Here is a 17866-nt window from a genome sequence, read left to right as displayed (position 1 = left end):
GCAATCCGACGAAATGAGAGGCGCGGGACTGTCCCCGTGAAAGAAATGATACACCACACTGCGACGCAAAATCATACGGACATCACAAGCGGCATTCGCACCGCGACAGAACAACCCACATTGCAACTCAACCCCGACCGCCAGCATGAGTTGCAACAACCTTCAGAAACCACGCGAGGAATCCCGCCTGCCAACCCCAAAGTCAACAAGCAAACACGGACGGTCGTGACGGCGGTTTCATCCCCGCTCGCACCCTGTTGCGAGACGCTAGGATTCATCATCCCTCCCAACTACTTACAAACACCGATGCCCTGCTTTCCTCACTGGCCAGCCTTCAGCACAACCACTGCACTAAACTCACACGGCGCAGAAACCAGCGAACCATCAGGACTCACTGTCAAATTCTGCACATAAAAGCTTTTGCCAATAACATTCTCCTGCACCTTCGCGCGACGCTGACAGTCCCAGATTCGAATCACTCCATTCCCTCCGGCAAAAAGATGCCGACCGTCTGGACCATAACGCATCGACCAATTGATCTCTTTACCTTCAAGCACACCAACCTTGGCACCAAGCTCAAGATCCCATAACTCAATCGCATACGCATTGCCATTTGCCAGCATTTTGCCATCGGGACTAATCGCTGCTGCCTGCCCCGACACATGCGAACGCCCAACCTCAAGCGTCTTCACCACAGCACTCTCATTGGTTGAATACACCTTCAACATCTTGCCGTCCGTCACCATCAACTCATACCCCGACGGTGCAATTCGAGTCGCCTTAATCTTGCCAGCAAAATCAGCGATCACACCCCGCACCTGCCCTGAGCTAATCTCCCAGTACTTGGCCCCCTTATCCGCCGCCCCAGTCAGGGCAAAACGACCATCGGCCGAAAGACTCATCGCCGTAACCTCCGCCCCATGAACCTGATGCTGCTTCTTTAACTTCAGACTCCCGTCAGGAGCAACCGCATAAACTTCCACCAAACCCTTCGCACCGCCCATCAACAGGACCTTACCGTCGGGCGTAAACGCGCACACTCCAATGTCACCCATGTGCTCCATCCGACCCGAATCGACAAGCATTCTGCCACTGGGCAACTCGCACAACGAAGCACACGACGCTTTTCGCCCAATCATCAACAATTTGTTGCTCGGCGAAATTGCAACCGATTTCGCTCCCCAAGAAAGATCCGTGATCCGAGCGACAGGCTGCATGATCTTTGAGTAATCAACCGCAGCAACACCTGAGACGTCCACATCATCCTCAAACGGTGACGCAGACTCATCTCCCATCTTTCCGTCAAGCTCGGCAAGATACTCCTGGTCAACTCCACTCAAGCGATCGATCGGAACGGAAATAGTCCGGTCGTCTTCACGCTTCAACACCACAGCACTTCCCTCTTGGCGGACGAACTGTGCCCGAATCTTGAACTTGCCCGATTGATCTTGCCACGTTCGCAAGGGGCCCAAACGCGGAGGCTTCACTTCTGAACCCCCAAACGGATTGGCACCCGAACTGGCTGTTGCCGGTGAAGAAGACGCCGCGCGATTCGAAAAGCCTGCCCCACTTTCCATCGACGCCCTACCAACATTCAACTGAGCAACATCAGCAACAAAGCTCGCGAACTTCTCTTTGGTCACCGCCACGCTTTGCCCTTCCAAAGCTTGCTGGCTGATTGCCAACTTTCCATACGGCACAAACTCGACCTTGGCTCCCCGTGAATCTCGCACCAACACCCTTGCAGCAGCAGGCTCCTTGGCAAGAAAAAACACATCCTGCCATTCCGATTGATACTCGCGACGCAATGGCGTCCCCTTTACAAGTTCTTGCTCAGCGCTTATGGGATTGTAGCCCTTCGGAAGCACCAAATAGCTGCCCTCCAAAACCTGAAAATCAAGCTTGTACTGACCAGGACTGCTTTGCTGTGCCTTGAGGTCTTCATCAGAAATCGCTAACCACTCACTCCGCTTGACAACCCGCAAGCGATCCGAGTCCGCAGGCTTCACCTTGACGTAGGACGGAGACGAAATCGCAACAAAGACCCCGGGCTTCCAGTCTCCTGCAATCCCATACAGACAAGGCGTCCCAGGAACCAAACTCGTCGTCGCATTCGAACGATGATGACCGGCAGGAACCGTTCGCGGCGGTAACTTGGCAATCCTCAATGCCGCAATCCGTTGCCGATCGGCCTCGCTGGGCTGCCGCACCTTCAAACGACTTCCCAACTTGCCGCTGCTGACGACGTTAGAAACCAGAAAGCTCTCGCCAACACCGACATCAGCCACTAAGAAAAACTCAATCGCAAACTCGTCGTCGCCGCCATTAAGGATCGTCCGTGTCCTGGCGAACATATCACGCAAGTGAAAATCGCCCGATTCATCAATCCGAATCGGCAACCCACTCACTCGCGACACTCCACGCTTGGTCCGGTACCGCAACTGTGGCGTCCCTTCGCCCTCGGCGGTTCTCTTGTAGTCAAACGAAAAGTACTTCCCCCGAACGTCTTCTTTTACCGTCAAGTTCGACAGCCTGTATTTGACAACCCCATCGGGTGCCTTCACAAATGAATCTTCAGCTAACGCGCACTGCACAGGCGCCACTGCGATCATGCCAACAACCGAGACAAACCCCAACAGCAGATGAGGCAACAATGAAGACTTCATTTCAAGCTCCAAGATCCTGAGCAGATGACTTTGCGATGAATGATTTGGTGAAGAGCAAGAAATCTAGTCTACCAAACCCACAGCCGCTCTCAATTACTAAATCGGATCTCTCCCCAATTGCTCCCGCACGCAAAAAAGCACCAAGAATCCCCTCGGTATCTCAACCCGATCAGACTCACTTCCATCCAATCAAGGTTGCCAAAAACTCGTCACCACAGGATGCTTGTGAAGCTCTGCCTCGCTTCCTGCGGCAAGCTTCAACTTCTGAACACCACAACAACCTGCTCCCTTTTAACGGCAAGTGCCTCTGCAATGAAATCAGTTCAACTATTTACCGACGGAGCATGCAGCGGAAATCCGGGACCAGGCGGTTGGGGGTTTATCCTCCGGTGCAACCAAACGGGAAAGGAACTGGAACGCTCCGCAGGCGAGCCGGAAACAACCAACAACCGCATGGAACTGTCGGCCGTCATCGAAGGACTCAAAGCACTGAAGGAACCCTGCAACGTCACACTGTTTGCGGACAGCTCTTATGTCCTGCAAGGCATGCAATCCTGGATGAAAGGCTGGAAGAAAAATGGCTGGCGAAAGAAATCCGGTGAAGTCAAGAATGTCGACCTCTGGAAACAACTCGACAAACTGGTCGAAACTCACACCATTAACTACCAGCATGTCAAAGGACACTCTGGACACATTGAAAACGAACGCTGCGACAAGCTTGCCGTCGCAGCCTATCAACGCTATCTAAAGAAAAACGTTAACAGCTAACCTGCTTTCGCTGGTGCGAATCCTGAACAAGACGCCCCTGGCCACCCCAGATCCTGATCACTCCGCCGCAACCACTGCGAAGTCTACGCCGACACTGTTGCGCAATTGACACGTCATCAAAATGATCACTACGGAACCAGCGTGTTGTCAAAATGACGTCGCGGAAATGGATCCACCCAAACCGAAATCTACATAACCCTCAGCAAACAAGGACCTTACGACTACTTCTTGTTCTTTCGTCGGATGATTGGCACACGGGATGCCTCTTGATGATTTCAGATCAGCAAGCGTGTTGGCCTCCCCGCTTTCAACGAGCTTGCTGACAGTAGTGATCTGAACTCACTGCACTAAACCTCAGTGACTGACCCAATCCAGGAGAGCCCGATGAAACTTTCACGCTTGATGAGTGCCGCCGCAGTGTTGTTCGCGTCTCTGTTTGCCTTCAACCGTGCACAGGCTGGCTACGATGACTGCGTCTACGAAGCTGCTGACTGCTACCGTGACGCCGTGCTGGAGTTCGAACGTCAGGTTTTCCGCAACCGTCACTCAAGTCGCGACGACCGACGCTTGGTGGACTGCCTGGAAGACCAAACCAGTCGGCTTCGCAGTGCTGCACGACATCCAGAACGTTTTCAACGCTTGTGCGATGAAGCGTCTGAGACGTTTGACTTGCAAGAACAAATCGACCGCTGCATCACGCGGCGCCCTTGGTTCACCTGCGAACCCTGCCTGCATGATCGCTGGTGCGACGTGCTACAAGCTGGTGACAGGTTCGTCGCCGCAATGGAACAATACGCTCGACTCGCTTTGGCGCCACCGGCGTGCCCACCGCAGCCACCAATTTGCCGACCACAACCGATCTGCGCACCACAGCCACCGATGTGCGCTCCAAGGCCGATCTGCGTGACGCCACCTGTGCGACCGGTCGTCGTTAGCAGTTGCCGCCCTTCCGTTCAGATCAGCTCGCCTCGACTGGGACTGAGCGTCAGTTTTGGTTCGTCACATGGAATCCGCGTTAACCCTGACCCATTTTATAGAAGCAGTTACAGCCCGACGTTCCGAGCGGACAGTTTCGGACCGCGCCCTGCACTACAGTACGGACTGAACCGCACTCGAGAACAGGAACAGCGTTTCAACAACCAATTGCTGGCACAACGTGCTGCCGAAGAGAATCGCTTCCGCATCGCTCAACAGCAGCAACGTGATGTTCTACAACAGCGTGACCGTGACTTGGCTCGCCAAGAGGACGAACTGCGTCGTCAAGCAGAACGTCGCCAGCAACAGGAATTGGATCGCCAGCGCCGCGACAATGAGCGCCGCGAAAGTGAATTGGAAGAACGACGACGACGGATGCAGAACGTGTTCCCAGGCCGACCGAGCGTGGACTCGATCCGATCCAACGGTCGCGGTGCTGGGCAACCGCCAAGCGGACGCCAACGTTAACGTGAATCAAGCGACCGGCGCTGCGACACCCTTTGTCAGCACCGGTTGCCTGTGTTCAGTCACTGTTGTCAGATCGTCAACAATCAGCGGGCGGCGGTCAACGACCTCATCGAGGTCACTTGATTTGGACAACCAATGGCTGATGCCATTGCTTGGACTCGGCGGTGTAATACAGGTACGTTCGGCTGGGTGGTCCAGCGTACCTGCCGCCGATCTGAGCGATGGTTGCGAACCGAAGCTTTCGATGTTGCTTGGCATCAAAGCTGCGCCAGTAGAAGACGATTTCACGTCCGCGGCGCTCATAGTAATCGATCTCCCCTGCTTCCTTTAGCTGGTCCAGCGATTCGTTCACTGGTTCCAAGCCACCGGGCAAACCGATCACGGCGATGCTCATCGGCAGTCCCTGATCGCGTCCGTTGGCCACCTCGACGACAACGTCAATGGCTTCTCCGACACGGACGTTCTGTTCCACCGGTTCCCCCAAACTGACATTGATTGCCAAGGGGCACCCAGGGTCGCTTTGCGGCTTGGTGGTCCGACCGGTCCAAGTCACGTCAAAGGAGATCGCGGCTGACTGCTGCGAACGAAGCTGCAGAGTTGCCTGATCATCAGCATTCAATTTGGCCAGAATATGGCGGGGAATTCCCCAACGGATGGACTCACCAGGACGTCCTTGCCATGTGATCTGATCGACAGTCTCGCCGGCCAACAGCACATCAATGCTGCCTCCTTCAGGGCCCACGATCAGCTTGTGAACCACCGTCAGTGCTTTCAACGCTAACACCGTCGCTTGAGTTGACCCGAAACCACCGCCTTGGCGATGATCAATCAACCACTGCGCTGCCTGCTTGGCCTGTGGATAATAAGCGGGGTCCTGCATGAACGCCATCAGAGCAATCGCCGTCGTCTCCACGATCCGCGACCGACCACCACTATTGGTGATCGTGGTTTGCCCCTCGAGACTTCCATCTGATTGCTGCAGAGAGGAAAGCATCTTCAGTAGCGTCGCCAATGCCGGTTTATCCTGCTGATTGCCCAGGGTAATCGCGGAAAGGCCGATCAGATACGCATCCTCGGATTCTAACGCGACACTCTTCATACGCGTCAGTTCGCGTTTGAGTTGCGGCATGACCCGCAGCGATTCATTGGCGGCAAGATCAGCCGAACTGAGCGCCCACAAGATGTACGCATTGACCAGTTCTTGACTTGCCGACCAACTGTGCAGATGCCGAGGGTTGCGTTGAAAGTTCCCCTGGCCATCGCGCCGACTGAGCAGCCATTTGCGTGTCCGTTGCAGCATCTCTTGGTCCACATCAATGAGTGATGCCATCTCGGTAAACTGCATCAATCCAAATGCTGACAGCGCTTCGTGACCGGGATCATGACCAAACCATTCGAATCCCAGCTGTGAACATTCATAGCTAATCAGTCGCTGATAGCCACGACGCAACAATGACAGAGCCTTAAGCTTGGTCGCGTGACCAGCCGTTCCATCGATCAGCATCAACTGCAGCGCCATCACATTCGGATAATTGGAAGCTGAAGTCTGTTCAAAGCAACCGTGCGGCGTGCGAAGAATACTTTCCAGGCCTGCGCTCAACTGACTGCGTGTGCTGGGATAAACATTGACCGTGCCAGCAAGCGAGTGATCCACCACACCGCCAGGCACCTCGATTACAACACCCTGATCGGCCTGCAAGCTGCCAGCTTGGAATCGTTCAAATGGGAACCCAACAGGAACGACTCTTAAACTGCGGCGAACGGTATCTGAAAGTGCTTTGGATCCGTCCACAGAAGATTGCTCAGCGGCCGACAGAGTGATAAAAGACCGAGTCACCTGTGGCTGAGAAATCACATTCAGGGACACAACCTCGGTCTTGCGATCCCCCGCGGCCAGACGGGTTGGCAAAGTTTCTTGTTCCGCTTCCACGACATCGCCAACGTCAATTTTGACCTGTAGATCAGTCTCTCGGGACGTTCCATTGACCAAGCCAATCGGCAAATCAATCCGATCCCCCGCCGTGACTTCGACAGGCAACTTGGCATCGATTTGCAGCGGAATCTTTGTCATCACCTGCCCTCCGCCACTGCCCAGTTGGCCAGTCGCCGAATGAGCATCGACTGCAACTTTGAATTGGCTGATGGAATCTGGCAGATCAAACCGGATCACGGCGGTCCCTCTCGCATCAGTGACCATCAGTGGATTCCAGCACAGGGTTTCGGCGAAGTCGCTGCGGACGCCTGTGCTTTGCTTCTCGCGCAGATGGCTGTACTGACGAATCGGGAATCGCATTTCCTCCATCAATCGATCGGCGAGCTGCTGAGCGTCAATGCCGCGAGCTTCAGCAAGCTGCCGCAGTTGTTGATTTGACAACTGTGTGTACTGCAGATCTTGATCGTCGTCCTTGCCAGTCAAGAGATTGATGACTCGGTCGGCAAACGATGCTTCGGATGGATCGTCACTCTTAGGAGCGGCTTCAGAAGCGGACTCACTTGGCTGAGCTTGACCGGCTTGGCTATCAGCCGATGGCATCTCCCCGAGCGGACCAAATGGATCGGCCGGTGCAGCGCCAGCATTGTCGCCGCCACGGTCACGAGTCGGCATCACCTTGGCGGTCGCATCCGCTCTCTCTTCGCTTTCCAAGAAAACGGATTGATCGACTGCACTTTCTGTAGCCCTATCGTCAGGTGCTGGCGATGCCGTTTCATACTGTGCTGCACAACCAAGGGGCAGCAACAGCCCGACACAGATCATCAGCAACAGCGCCGACGTCACAACCGAACGACGAGGCCGACAAGCAAACGCGATCAACCAAGCGATCAGGGTTAACGCTAGCCAAAGCTGAAGGTTTCGGACAAATTCCTCCCAATGCAAACCGGCACGCTGATGATAAACAGCCCACTGTTGGGACAGGGACGCTGCGTTATCGACCGCTGCTGGCCGACCTAGATGCCGCGGACCATTGAGTTTCAACAATCGAATGAGTGCCGCTCGGAAGGTTTCATCAAACTTGTCTGGTGAACCGCTAACAAAGCGTCGCCAACCTTGCGTGCCCAACAACAGGTCAACCGCAACCGTCGCTTCCTCTGAATCATCTAGATAGAAGTTTGCGTGCTCTAAGTCTTCTGGCTTTTCAATCTCGCTGGTCAACATGAAATACGTTGCCAAGCTTGCGGTCTCGGTGGTCTGCAGGCTTAGCGCCGCATCATCAACCACACGAACTCCTAACACCGCATCGGAAACGGGCTGATCATACTGGTCCGTCACATTAATCGTCATCGCCACTGACTGGCCTGGAGCGAAAACGGATTGCTGATCATCGCTGTGAGCGGTCACCTTGAGCACCGCATCGCTGCGCCGGAACACCAGTCGTTCAACGAGCGGCTTCGCTTGCGGCTGATCGGTATCCAAGACCGTGACTCGGACCACTCCTGCTGCCCCATCACGCACTGGCATGACCAAGCGGTTGTCACCTATCTTCAGATCCACTGTTTGCACACCGATCAAATCGCCTCGGCAGACCGCTCGCACGATACACGTCCGTTGTCGGGTGCTACGAACATTCAGCTCCAAAGGCGCATCACTTTCAAAGACGCCCACACCGGCATCAAGCACTGGCCTGTCGTTCACTGCGGCCTGCATCCAAGGATGCTCAGTGATTCCCTGGGGCGAGGTGATTCGAAGTTGATAACGCTGGCCGACCTGAGGCTTGAATGCAAACCGCCCCATGCCATCACGCACGGTCTGGGCTTTGGCGACGACGTGGCCAGACTGCGAGAGCAAGTCTCCCTTGATTTCAATTGGTTTTCCATCCGTATCACGAGCGGTAAAGAAAACGCGATTGGCTAAGCCACCGACCAAGTATCCGCCCTCAGGGAAGAAATCGACTTGGACTTTCCCCGTGTGAACTGGAATGGGTCGCGCGGCGGTTTCGGTGACAGCACCATCATGGATCACGATAGCCAAGGTCCCTTTACCATCCACGATGGTTTCGGGGAGACTGAATTCGATGGCGATTTCCCCTGTGGTATCTAAATGGCCACTGGATTGATAGATCGTCGCTCCGTCGAGCGTCGCCTTGATCTCCACGGCGGCTCCCGCTGGGATGGAATCATCGGCACGGCGCACCGAGAGTTCTGCCTTGACGGGGTCGCTGGCAGCGAAAGAGCGTTTTTTGAACTCCAGGTCGGTCTTTAGTTTCACCGCGCGATAACGACGCACTTCCACCTGGCAGGACTGTTCTGGAAAACTATCGTCCAGGCTCTTGGCTTTTAAGATGTAGGTGCCTCCGCTGGCGTCTGCAGCCAACACCCATTGCCCATTGCCCACGCCGCGTTCCGTCACACCATCGCTGATCGAACCTGAGACCAAAGAACCATCCGGTGCATACAGTTCATAGCGGATCGGGACCTCACTCTCCAGCGGAAGCAACTGACGGTTCAGAGTGACCGAACGAAAGTAGATTGATTCACCAGGTCGATAAACGGGGCGATCGGTCGAGAGAAACGTCAAACAACGAGTCGGCTCCAAAGGGATCTCCAGCTGATACGTCTCGCCATCGTCTTGATTCGGTGACGCATCGATGTGCAACGTCGCATTGCTGGGAATCGCAATCGAATCTGGAATCACAATCTTCCCTGGCTGGCCATCCTCTGTTGAGACTTCCCCACGAAAGAGCACAGCTCCGTTGGCGAGGACACGAAACGAGATCGATGCTGGCACCAAGGGCAGTCCACTGACTGATCCAGTGGACGAAGCGGAACGCTTAACTGCTTGATCAGCTGGCGAAACGGTGACATAGAACCGGTTGCGCGTCGTTGAGTCGGGGCCGGCGGCAGATTCCATGGCGACGCGAAATTGTCTGTGAGGCTTCTCGGGCGCTGCCCGCAACAGATTGACCGTTGGAATCACCACCGCAAAGCAAACCGCGACGGCCAGATACACCAACCAACTCTTCAGGCTGCTTCTGATAACGACATCACCGTCAAGATCAACGGTGGCTGAGGCGGTGGTCGCTGAGAGAGCCAAATCAGCCGACTCGTGCGGAGTTGCCGAAGACGCAACCGAGTGGTCAACCGCCGTGTGATTGACTTCGCTGGATTTCAGTTCCGTTGCATCACTGACAACGGGACTCTTTTGCGGGGCAGAGAGGCGATCAAGTGCGCCAGTTTCGGAAGCCGCTTGTGCAGAGACGGGTTGATCATTGGGGACCGTTGCAGCACAAGCAATCTTGTCGGCCGCCTGCAGAGTCTGCGCCCACAATGCCGCGTATCGCGAATCCGTTGCAATGCTGTGGCGCAATTCGCTAGCCTCTTGGTCCTCTAACAGACCATAGTGCAATTCCAACAGCAGTTGCTGCAGGTCATCATCAGACAACTGGGAAGGGTTAGGTTGCGGGTTCATGACTGGCCTCCCATGGTTTGACGTAGCGTCGCGAGGGCCGAACGCATGCGAGTTTTGACGGTCCCCAGCGGCTGGCCGATGGCTTCAGCGATCTCCTGATAGGTCATGTCACCGTTTTGGCGAAGCAGGAAGATCTGCTGCTGTTGCTCTGGCAACTGAGCGATTGCTTGCCGCAACAAGGCAAGCTCCTCCGACTGAATCAAGCCCTCCGGCGGGCTGTCTTGTGCGGAAACCATGGCAAGGTCCTCGTAGGGCCGCGGGGAATAAGCGGATCGACTGCTTGACGAGCGTTCTTCTGAACCGCTGCTTTCACCCAGTCGATCGTCTGCAGAAGCGGCCGCATCAGTGGCGGGGCGGCGTCCTGCAGGCGGTCTGGAATTCGTTCCGGTGACAAGTGATTCATTGAGTGGTTTACGGCGGCGATTCCAGGCAGCTTTGCGAACATCCCGAGCCGTATTCAAGGCGACTCGAAACACCCAAGCACGTAGGTTCCCCACCGATTCCAACTGATCGCGACGATGCCAACACTTCAGGAACGCTTCCTGCAGGACATCACGAGCATCCTCGCGATTGCCCACCAGGTAATACACCGTTCCCATCAATTCACCACTACACGCATCGAATAGCTGCTCCAGTCGCTCGCCTTGAGCGTCAGAGTTGGATGAATCGACGGTGGGTTCATGGGAATTCATCAACCGTTTGACACCTCTGCAGCCTTTGCAAACACGGAACGGACGCCGAAGCAGACAAGCGTCGGCGACCACGATAAAACGGTCGCGGCACCGTTCAGACGAGCAAGGCTTTGGGTTGGATTTGAAAAAATGAAATGAATTCGCACGATTCCCGCTGGAGGCTCTCGGCGATTCGACACTGGGCTAACCGCTGGGCCGAATTCACTTGAGCCGAATTCACTTGAGCCGAATCACTTGAGCCGACGCGACACCCCTCATGCGGGCGGCCTCAAAATTGATCTTGGGTTAGTGGTGAGGGTTATGGTACAAGCCGCAGTGGTGCCTCGGGTCATGGAATGCTCGTAGGCCATCCGTCAAACGCGAAAAAACGCCAGCCACAAGGACGAGCAGTGAGCCTTGATGATTATGCCCTGGATGATCTGGAACGCTCCCAGGTTGCCGCCACTCGTCGACGTCGACAACGCCGTAGCCAACGCCATTATCGACTGAGCTTAATCGGTGGAGGCTTTCTGGCGTTGTTCTTGCTGACATTGCCAAGCCTGATGAGCTACTCGGGAATGATGCATTCCCTGGTTCGATCTCAGTTTGAATCGTCCGGTTGGAAAGCGCAAGCCGAAGGTGTACAGCTCGGTTGGCTGACACCGCTCTCGATTCAGAAACTCAAACTCGAAGGCCCATCGGGAAACACAACCATCGTATTGCAGGACGTTGACACTGCGCTGACGGTGACGCGTTTTCTTGCCGGCGGACCTCAAGATTGGGGCGATGTCGCCTTGCATGGCGTGGCAATCGATTTCGAAGTCTTTGAGGGCGGCTCGAGCCTGGAAGACGACGTTGCCGCGATGATGGATGAAGATGACGCGGACGACTCCGCTGGCTTGCTGGGGTCGTTTGTGATGGACGAACTGACTGCCACCGTGACCGATCACGAGACGAAACGGCGCTGGTCGCTGGATCGCTCAACCGCCACCGTCACGATCACCGACCAAGCCATTGCAGGCGAACTGGCTGGCGTGCTGCATGATGGACAGAGTGGCGGCGCCATTGAAAGTCAATTCCAGTGGGGAATCGATAACGATGTGCAGGTCAATGGCCAACCGTTACAGATTCAGCCGATGGGTGCTTCCGGGTTTGATCCTGCATGGCAAATCACCGTCGGAGCCAAATCGTTTCCGCTCTCGGTTGTGAACCTGGCCAGCCGTCGCTTCGCGAAGGAACAGCTTTCGTTACCAGAATCACTGCAAGGACACTCCAGTGGCCGATTTACCGCGGTGGGTACGATCGACGGTCAAATGCAAGCGGAACTGCAGAATGTTTTGATTCGCGACCTGACCGTCGAAACGGTCGTCAAAGACAGCCTGTCCCAAAGCACCACGCAGAACACCTCTTCCAAGACACGGCGTTGGTCCAACGATCAGGCAACCTTCAATGGTCGGTTTGCCCTGACGGACCAACGTGTACTTGGCCGCGGCCTGGAAGTGACTACCGACTTTGCTTCGGCAACCCTTGATGGTGGCTTTCCAAGAACCCTGTCACTGGTCGGCACCGACGACAACTTACTGGCTTGGCTGCAATCGCTTGACGGCACAGCAACGATCAACGTTGACCTGCCGAAGCTCCATCATTCGCTGCCGGGCATCATTCCGTTGCGACCAGGTGCCAAGCTGGTTGCCGGTGCAGCCAACGCAACGATTACCAACGACCCGCAGCGTCGCCGCAGTGAACTCAAAGTTCTACTGAACCCCATCCATGCAGAGGCAGAAGGCCGGCCTGTGCTGATCGATCGAATCACCATGAACGCGATCGTGGTGAACGATCAAGAACAGCTGAACGCCGAACGCTTTGAATTCCTCAGTAGCTTTGCCAACGCATCGGGAAGCGGCAACTTGCGTCAAGGCACGGCTCAGGTCAACGTTGATTTCGGTCGTCTGTATGCCATGCTGCGGCCGGTGATTGACCTTTCCAACCTTTCCCTTGGCGGCAACGCAACGGGACAGATCGCCTGGAATGCTCGCCCCTCATTTAACACTGGCAACCAACAGCGTTTGGATCTTTGGCAACTCAGTGGCGACGGCAAAGCTGAAAACTTACTGGTATCCTTCCCCAGTGGAGACAGTTTTCATCGCCAGCGTGTCACTGGAAAAGTAGTGGCCCAAGGACAATGGTCCCAAAACACGCTCGTAAAATTGACGGCAGCTGAAGCCAACATGGCAAGCGGTGGCGTGACTCTGCACGCTGCCCTGGATTCGCCCGTCGACCGCCCTGACGGTGATTCGATTTATCCTGTCCGCATGGAGTTTGATGGGCAATTAGCAAACCTCGCCCAATCACTTCGGCCATGGATTCCAAGGCAATTACTGGATGCCAAAGGACGCATGACGGGGACTGCCGAAGTCGATGTCGCTCGCCATTCCAGCACGCTGAAGAAAACCGACTTTGTGATTACCGAACCAGAATTGCTGCACGATGGCTACTGGTACACGCAACCCTATCTGAGTGGCCGGTTTGAAGGCGCGCTACGACTGCCTGCTGGCACGGCGTCCATCAAGCGATTTGAAGCCGTCGGCGAAGCGATCTCCATTGCCATGCGTGGTGAAGCCGCTGCCGAAAAAACCAGCCTCGAAGCATCATGGAAAAGCAATCTTCACGCCTTGAAGGGAGCCATTCGTGAGCAAGTTCCAAGCGGGATCACAAATGGTCTCTCCCGCCCACAAACCTCGCCAGCTGCCTTTTCGGATTACAGTCTGGCCGGTCGCGTCGCGGGAACCATCAAGTTAACCGGTGATCGCAAGGTCTGGTCGATCGACACCCGCAACACGGTGACCCAACTCGTGGTCTCACAGAACATCAACGCACCGATGATGCCACCTCAGGGCCTCGGCAGGACCGTGAGCACCGGCAACACAGGTGCTCCGCCCTGGCAGCCCACCCCAGGAGGCCCGGCCACGCAAAGCCTGCCTCCGCATGTGCTGTGGTCCGAACCCAAGGTCACTCTTGATAGCCGGATGATCTTCCAGCCTGAAAAGCAAACCTTGCAGGTCGAATTGATTCAACTGACCAGCCAAGCCGCATCGGCCTCGTTGCAGGGCCAGACTCAGCCACTCGCTTCAGCCAGTCAGCCAGAGAGCTGGAACACGAAACTCACCGGCACCGCACGATGGCAATCCGAAGAACTTGCCAAGCGCTTTACGCAGTTGCTGCAAACACCGATCACCGCTGCGGGGCTGCATGACTGCCCCATTGAAGTCCAAATCGGTCGCGCCCAAGACGGGCAACTCAATTACAAAGCCAGCGGTGAACTGCAATGGGACCGCTGCACAATCGAAGGCATCACCGCCGGTCCGGCGCGACTGCGTTATGAAACCACGGGCAGCCAAACACGAATCCATGAAGTGACGATTCCATTGCTGGCCATCGCCCCGATGACCAACCCCAAAGCCATGTTTCCCGGTCAGCTTCCCAACCAGCACATCGGTAAAGCCACCTTCGCACTGACAATGCTTCACAACGAAGGCCCGACATTGGTCACGCTCGATCCGGGTGCAAAGATTGAACAATTACAAGTCACCGCGCAAAGCAGTGAACACTGGCTGAAGTACCTGACTCCACTAGCAGCCAATGCCGCTCGCTTAGAAGGCATACTCGATGCGAACTTCGATCAAGTCACAATCAATATGGACGATCCGGGCAGCAGCGTGATGAAGGGTGAACTTCAAGTCAAACAACTTCGACTGGCGTCTGGGCCGTTGACCGAACAAGTGATTCAAGGCCTTGACGAATTACGCTCGTTAGCAAAACTTGAACTCGCTCCCAAGCCGGCTCAGATGCAGCGTACGCTAGTTGAGATGCCGCCGCAGAACGTGGAATTTAACATCAAGAATCGCCGCGTCACCCATCAACGCATGCTGTTCAACATCGATAAAGCACAGTTGCTAACCCAAGGCAGCGTTGGCTTCGATTCAACCTTGAACTTAGTTGCTGCCATCCCACTGGATGAACGCTGGTTGGGACAAGACCTGAAGTCAATGCACGGTCAGTCACTGACTTTCCCAGTCGCTGGCACCATCAGCAATCCACGGCTCGACCGGTCCATGATTCGCAACATCATGCTGCAACTGGGCCAACAAGCTGGCCAGCAAGCCGTCGAGCGTGGCTTGGACAACCTGCTTGAAAAACAACTCGACAACGGTTTGAATCAAATCAACTCTGGCTTGGACAAACTATTTGGTCGGTAAACAAACGACCGCCGCGTTGCACTGGCTGTCGATCACTTTCCGAGGATGTCATGGAGCGACATGCGGTCCACACTCTTGGTGACTTTTCCTTGATCCAATGGTCGCGGATTGCAAATTCAATCCGCCGACATTGCCAACACACCACCGGCCAAGATTGTCAGGTTGCCATCGGAATCAAAGAAACAGGCGGGCAACTTCAACCTGGCTTTCCAGTCGCCCGTATCTACCTACCTAAAAAGCGTGGCCGCGTTTCGCAGAACCGGCGGCTTGCAGACGAGATTGAAGTTCGACTCAAAACGAAACCAGGCAGCTATCAACGCATCTGTTTGGGAATCGATGTCGACTGCTTGGCCAGCTTTGAAGCCAACGCCAAACGACGCCACTCGTCGCAATCAAATTCCGTTGGCAACAACGGCCTTGGTGACGCCAACCTGACCGTTCGAACCGACAGTCCTGTGCGTACTGATGGGATCGTGCAGTGGCTCGACGACACCGGTCAACGACACTGGGGGATCGTCACGGTTGCCCATCTGTTTGATCAGATCCGACAACGCACGCTATCCATCCGCTTAGCCCCCCGGTTGCGCGTCCGCTGCCAACGCTTGATCAAAGGCTCGAAACGAAGCGGCTATGACGTGGCAATCCTGTGGATCAGGCAACCCAGTGCAATGATCCTGGATCGGCTTGAACAGTGGACCTGCCAAGCGAATGATAACCGAGCTGGTCTGGAGTTTTCCCAGTGCGACCTGTTGGCGCCCCCGCTTTCAACAGCAGCGTTAATCCAGGCAATCGACGAACGCATTTCCGGAAAGACATTCGGGACCTCCCCTGCGGCACCGTTTACGCCGACGGAGTTCTTTCCCAACGGCGTGGTCGTCTCTGGCCGTAAACTGGCACACTGTGTGAAAGTGCATGGCCAACGGCGGAATGTCTTTCCACCTGGCACATCGGGTGCACTGTGGACATTAGGAGATCACTGGGCCTGCATGCAAGCTGCCAGCAAACAGCCTGACGCTCAAATTGGCCTGGGCCAGCCGCTCGATCAGTTACTGAGCTGGCTGCGCAATCGCGGTACGGACGCCCGAGGGCATCGCTGGTCGACACTGCAACTGGTTGCTGTTCGAACGCTGGAGTGATCTCGCTGAAGTGATCTTGCTGGCGAACTCAACGACGCAGCGGCATTGATGGTGCAGCAATGGTGGTCGTTGGAACCAGCGTTGGCGATGGCAACAGACGCTCGGCCGGCATCCCACTTTGCATCTCGCTGCGACCGCCAGCAAGTGGATTGCTAACCGGCACCGATGCGATCCGAGAGGAACCCTGATCGATCGGACGCAAACGAGAGGCGACCGAAGGAGGCAAGTTGGAGGCCGCTGGCGTGCCACGTTGAACCAACTGATAATCGGTTTTCGGCACCGCTTGATAAGTAACTTCGCGATGTGGCACTTGGACGGTTTCGGTCTTGGGAACCCATCTCGTCTGAGTGGTGGTACGATCGATCACTTGATCACGTGACTGCCAATGAGTTTCGGCGACATGGCGATAGGCGATTCGCGGCTGGACAAATGGATTCCAGCGGCCTTCGACATAGGGCATCCATTTGTACTGTGTGACCGGATACCAATTGCGCTGCAGCTCTGGCCGAGTCTCGGTGGTGGTCTGTGGCTGCCAACGGGTTTGCTGATGCGACTGCATGGTCTCATTGACCACCGGCTGATACTGCGTACGAGTGGTTTCCCGGTACACGTTGCCGGTGGCAGGATCCTGCATCAAACGCTGCTGTGCACTTGCTGATTGAGGCATCGTGAAAACGGTCGAAGCGAGAATCGCCGAGACACCCGTTAACAACCAACTGCGAGTGGCCGTCATTTTGGGGTGCTGATTGCTGTTCTCAATGCTATAAAACCGTTGCATGGTGTCCTTTGTAAACAACATGGCTTTATCAATCCTTCCTACGCAGCCTAGCCTGTGCAGCCATTCGCGTCAGGTTTTTAAGAGTAGAGGGCCCATTGTTTGCAGCGCATGTGCGGTGCTAGTCTTGCCAACCAACGTACCGATCACAGGCCCCAGTACCGATCACAGGCCCCAGTACCGATCACAGGCCCCAGTACCGATCACAGGCCCCAGTACCGATCACAGGCCCCAGTACCGATCACAGGCCCCAGTACCGAATTCCTGTTCAGTGACTCGCTGATCCGATAAGAGAATCGGTTATCTGTGCAGTGAACTCAAATAAACCCTAACCACAGATCCAAAAACATGTCGCAAGATGACTTGCTAGCATTGATCCAGTGTCCGATTACCCAGCAAAAGCTGGTGTACGCGGATCAAACGCTGATTGAAGAAATCAATCAGCGAATTGAACAGAACGACGTTCGCGACCAACAAGATCAGCGAGTTCAAGCCCCGCTTGAAGGAGGGTTGGTGTCGGCCGATGGGAAATTCCTCTACGCAATCCGAGGAGGCATTCCAACGCTAGTGGCTGATCGCGCGATCGCCCTTGTCGCGTGACGATCGGCAATCACGAAAGAGGCAACACTTGACTTGCCCTAGTGGTGCCACCGTCTGATTGCTTCACAGCCAGGCGGTCACAATATGATCAGAAGTGGGGGTGGAACACCGGGTGCACTTGGCCCACTCCACTTGGCCCAACTGCGT

9 protein-coding genes are annotated in these 17866 nt (G+C 55.4%); 5 read left to right on the top strand and 4 right to left on the bottom strand.

Going from position 1 to position 17866, the window contains the following annotated elements; genetic code table 11:
• Window positions 1-320 precede the first annotated feature (320 nt).
• Window positions 321-2666, bottom strand: a complete 2346-nt coding sequence (locus tag SV7mr_RS01460) for an SHD1 domain-containing protein (RefSeq protein ID WP_145268551.1) — start codon at window positions 2664-2666, stop codon at window positions 321-323.
• A gap of 312 nt (window positions 2667-2978) precedes the next feature.
• Between SV7mr_RS01460 and rnhA the strand changes: the two genes are divergently transcribed.
• Both rnhA and SV7mr_RS01450 read left to right on the top strand, forming a co-directional pair.
• A complete protein-coding gene (gene rnhA, locus SV7mr_RS01455) occupies window positions 2979-3434 on the top strand; it encodes a ribonuclease HI (protein ID WP_145268549.1) in 456 nt (151 codons plus the stop codon).
• A gap of 384 nt (window positions 3435-3818) precedes the next feature.
• A complete protein-coding gene (locus SV7mr_RS01450; protein ID WP_145268547.1) occupies window positions 3819-4877 on the top strand; it encodes a hypothetical protein in 1059 nt (352 codons plus the stop codon).
• Between the two features lie 115 nt (window positions 4878-4992).
• On the opposite strand, the gene SV7mr_RS01445 is transcribed toward SV7mr_RS01450, so the two are convergent.
• The gene (locus tag SV7mr_RS01445; protein ID WP_145268545.1) at window positions 4993-10281 is read right to left on the bottom strand and encodes an MG2 domain-containing protein; all 5289 of its coding nucleotides are present in this window, start codon (window positions 10279-10281) and stop codon (window positions 4993-4995) included.
• A complete protein-coding gene (locus SV7mr_RS01440; protein WP_145268543.1) occupies window positions 10278-10973 on the bottom strand; it encodes an RNA polymerase sigma factor in 696 nt (231 codons plus the stop codon). The genes SV7mr_RS01445 and SV7mr_RS01440 overlap by 4 nt, the downstream gene beginning before the upstream one ends.
• A gap of 389 nt (window positions 10974-11362) precedes the next feature.
• On the opposite strand from SV7mr_RS01440, the gene SV7mr_RS01435 reads away from it, so the two are divergent.
• Window positions 11363-15208, top strand: coding sequence for a translocation/assembly module TamB domain-containing protein (locus SV7mr_RS01435; RefSeq protein ID WP_145268541.1), 3846 nt, complete (start codon window positions 11363-11365; stop codon window positions 15206-15208).
• Window positions 15209-15258: 50 nt separating this feature from the next.
• Complete coding sequence (locus SV7mr_RS01430) at window positions 15259-16344, top strand: hypothetical protein (RefSeq protein WP_145268539.1); 1086 nt, start codon at window positions 15259-15261, stop codon at window positions 16342-16344.
• Between the two features lie 28 nt (window positions 16345-16372).
• Here the strand turns inward: SV7mr_RS01430 and SV7mr_RS01425 are convergent, their stop codons facing one another.
• Window positions 16373-17143, bottom strand: coding sequence for a hypothetical protein (locus SV7mr_RS01425; RefSeq protein WP_145268537.1), 771 nt, complete (start codon window positions 17141-17143; stop codon window positions 16373-16375).
• A 324-nt stretch (window positions 17144-17467) separates the two neighbouring features.
• Here SV7mr_RS01425 and SV7mr_RS01420 point away from each other — a divergent pair, with 324 nt between their 5' ends.
• Window positions 17468-17719, top strand: a complete 252-nt coding sequence (locus SV7mr_RS01420) for a Trm112 family protein (RefSeq protein WP_145268535.1) — start codon at window positions 17468-17470, stop codon at window positions 17717-17719.
• Window positions 17720-17866 lie beyond the last annotated feature (147 nt).

This window comes from Stieleria bergensis (genome assembly GCA_007745635.1).
GTDB classification, from domain to species: domain Bacteria; phylum Planctomycetota; class Planctomycetia; order Pirellulales; family Pirellulaceae; genus Stieleria; species Stieleria bergensis.
Note: the sequence above shows the minus strand (reverse complement) of the source record. Positions and strands in the feature narration are given on the sequence as shown.

What these genes read in the sequence shown, in the direction of transcription:
- SV7mr_RS01430 (WP_145268539.1), top strand. Translation starts at nt 15,259, where the DNA reads ATGGAGCGACATGCGGTCCACACTCTTGGTGACTTTTCCTTGATCCAA.
- SV7mr_RS01420 (WP_145268535.1), top strand. Translation starts at nt 17,468, where the DNA reads ATGTCGCAAGATGACTTGCTAGCATTGATCCAGTGTCCGATTACCCAG.
- SV7mr_RS01460 (WP_145268551.1), bottom strand. Translation starts at nt 2,666, where the DNA reads ATGAAGTCTTCATTGTTGCCTCATCTGCTGTTGGGGTTTGTCTCGGTT.
- rnhA (WP_145268549.1), top strand. Translation starts at nt 2,979, where the DNA reads ATGAAATCAGTTCAACTATTTACCGACGGAGCATGCAGCGGAAATCCG.
- SV7mr_RS01425 (WP_145268537.1), bottom strand. Translation starts at nt 17,143, where the DNA reads ATGTTGTTTACAAAGGACACCATGCAACGGTTTTATAGCATTGAGAAC.
- SV7mr_RS01445 (WP_145268545.1), bottom strand. Translation starts at nt 10,281, where the DNA reads ATGAACCCGCAACCTAACCCTTCCCAGTTGTCTGATGATGACCTGCAG.
- SV7mr_RS01450 (WP_145268547.1), top strand. Translation starts at nt 3,819, where the DNA reads ATGAAACTTTCACGCTTGATGAGTGCCGCCGCAGTGTTGTTCGCGTCT.
- SV7mr_RS01440 (WP_145268543.1), bottom strand. Translation starts at nt 10,973, where the DNA reads ATGAATTCCCATGAACCCACCGTCGATTCATCCAACTCTGACGCTCAA.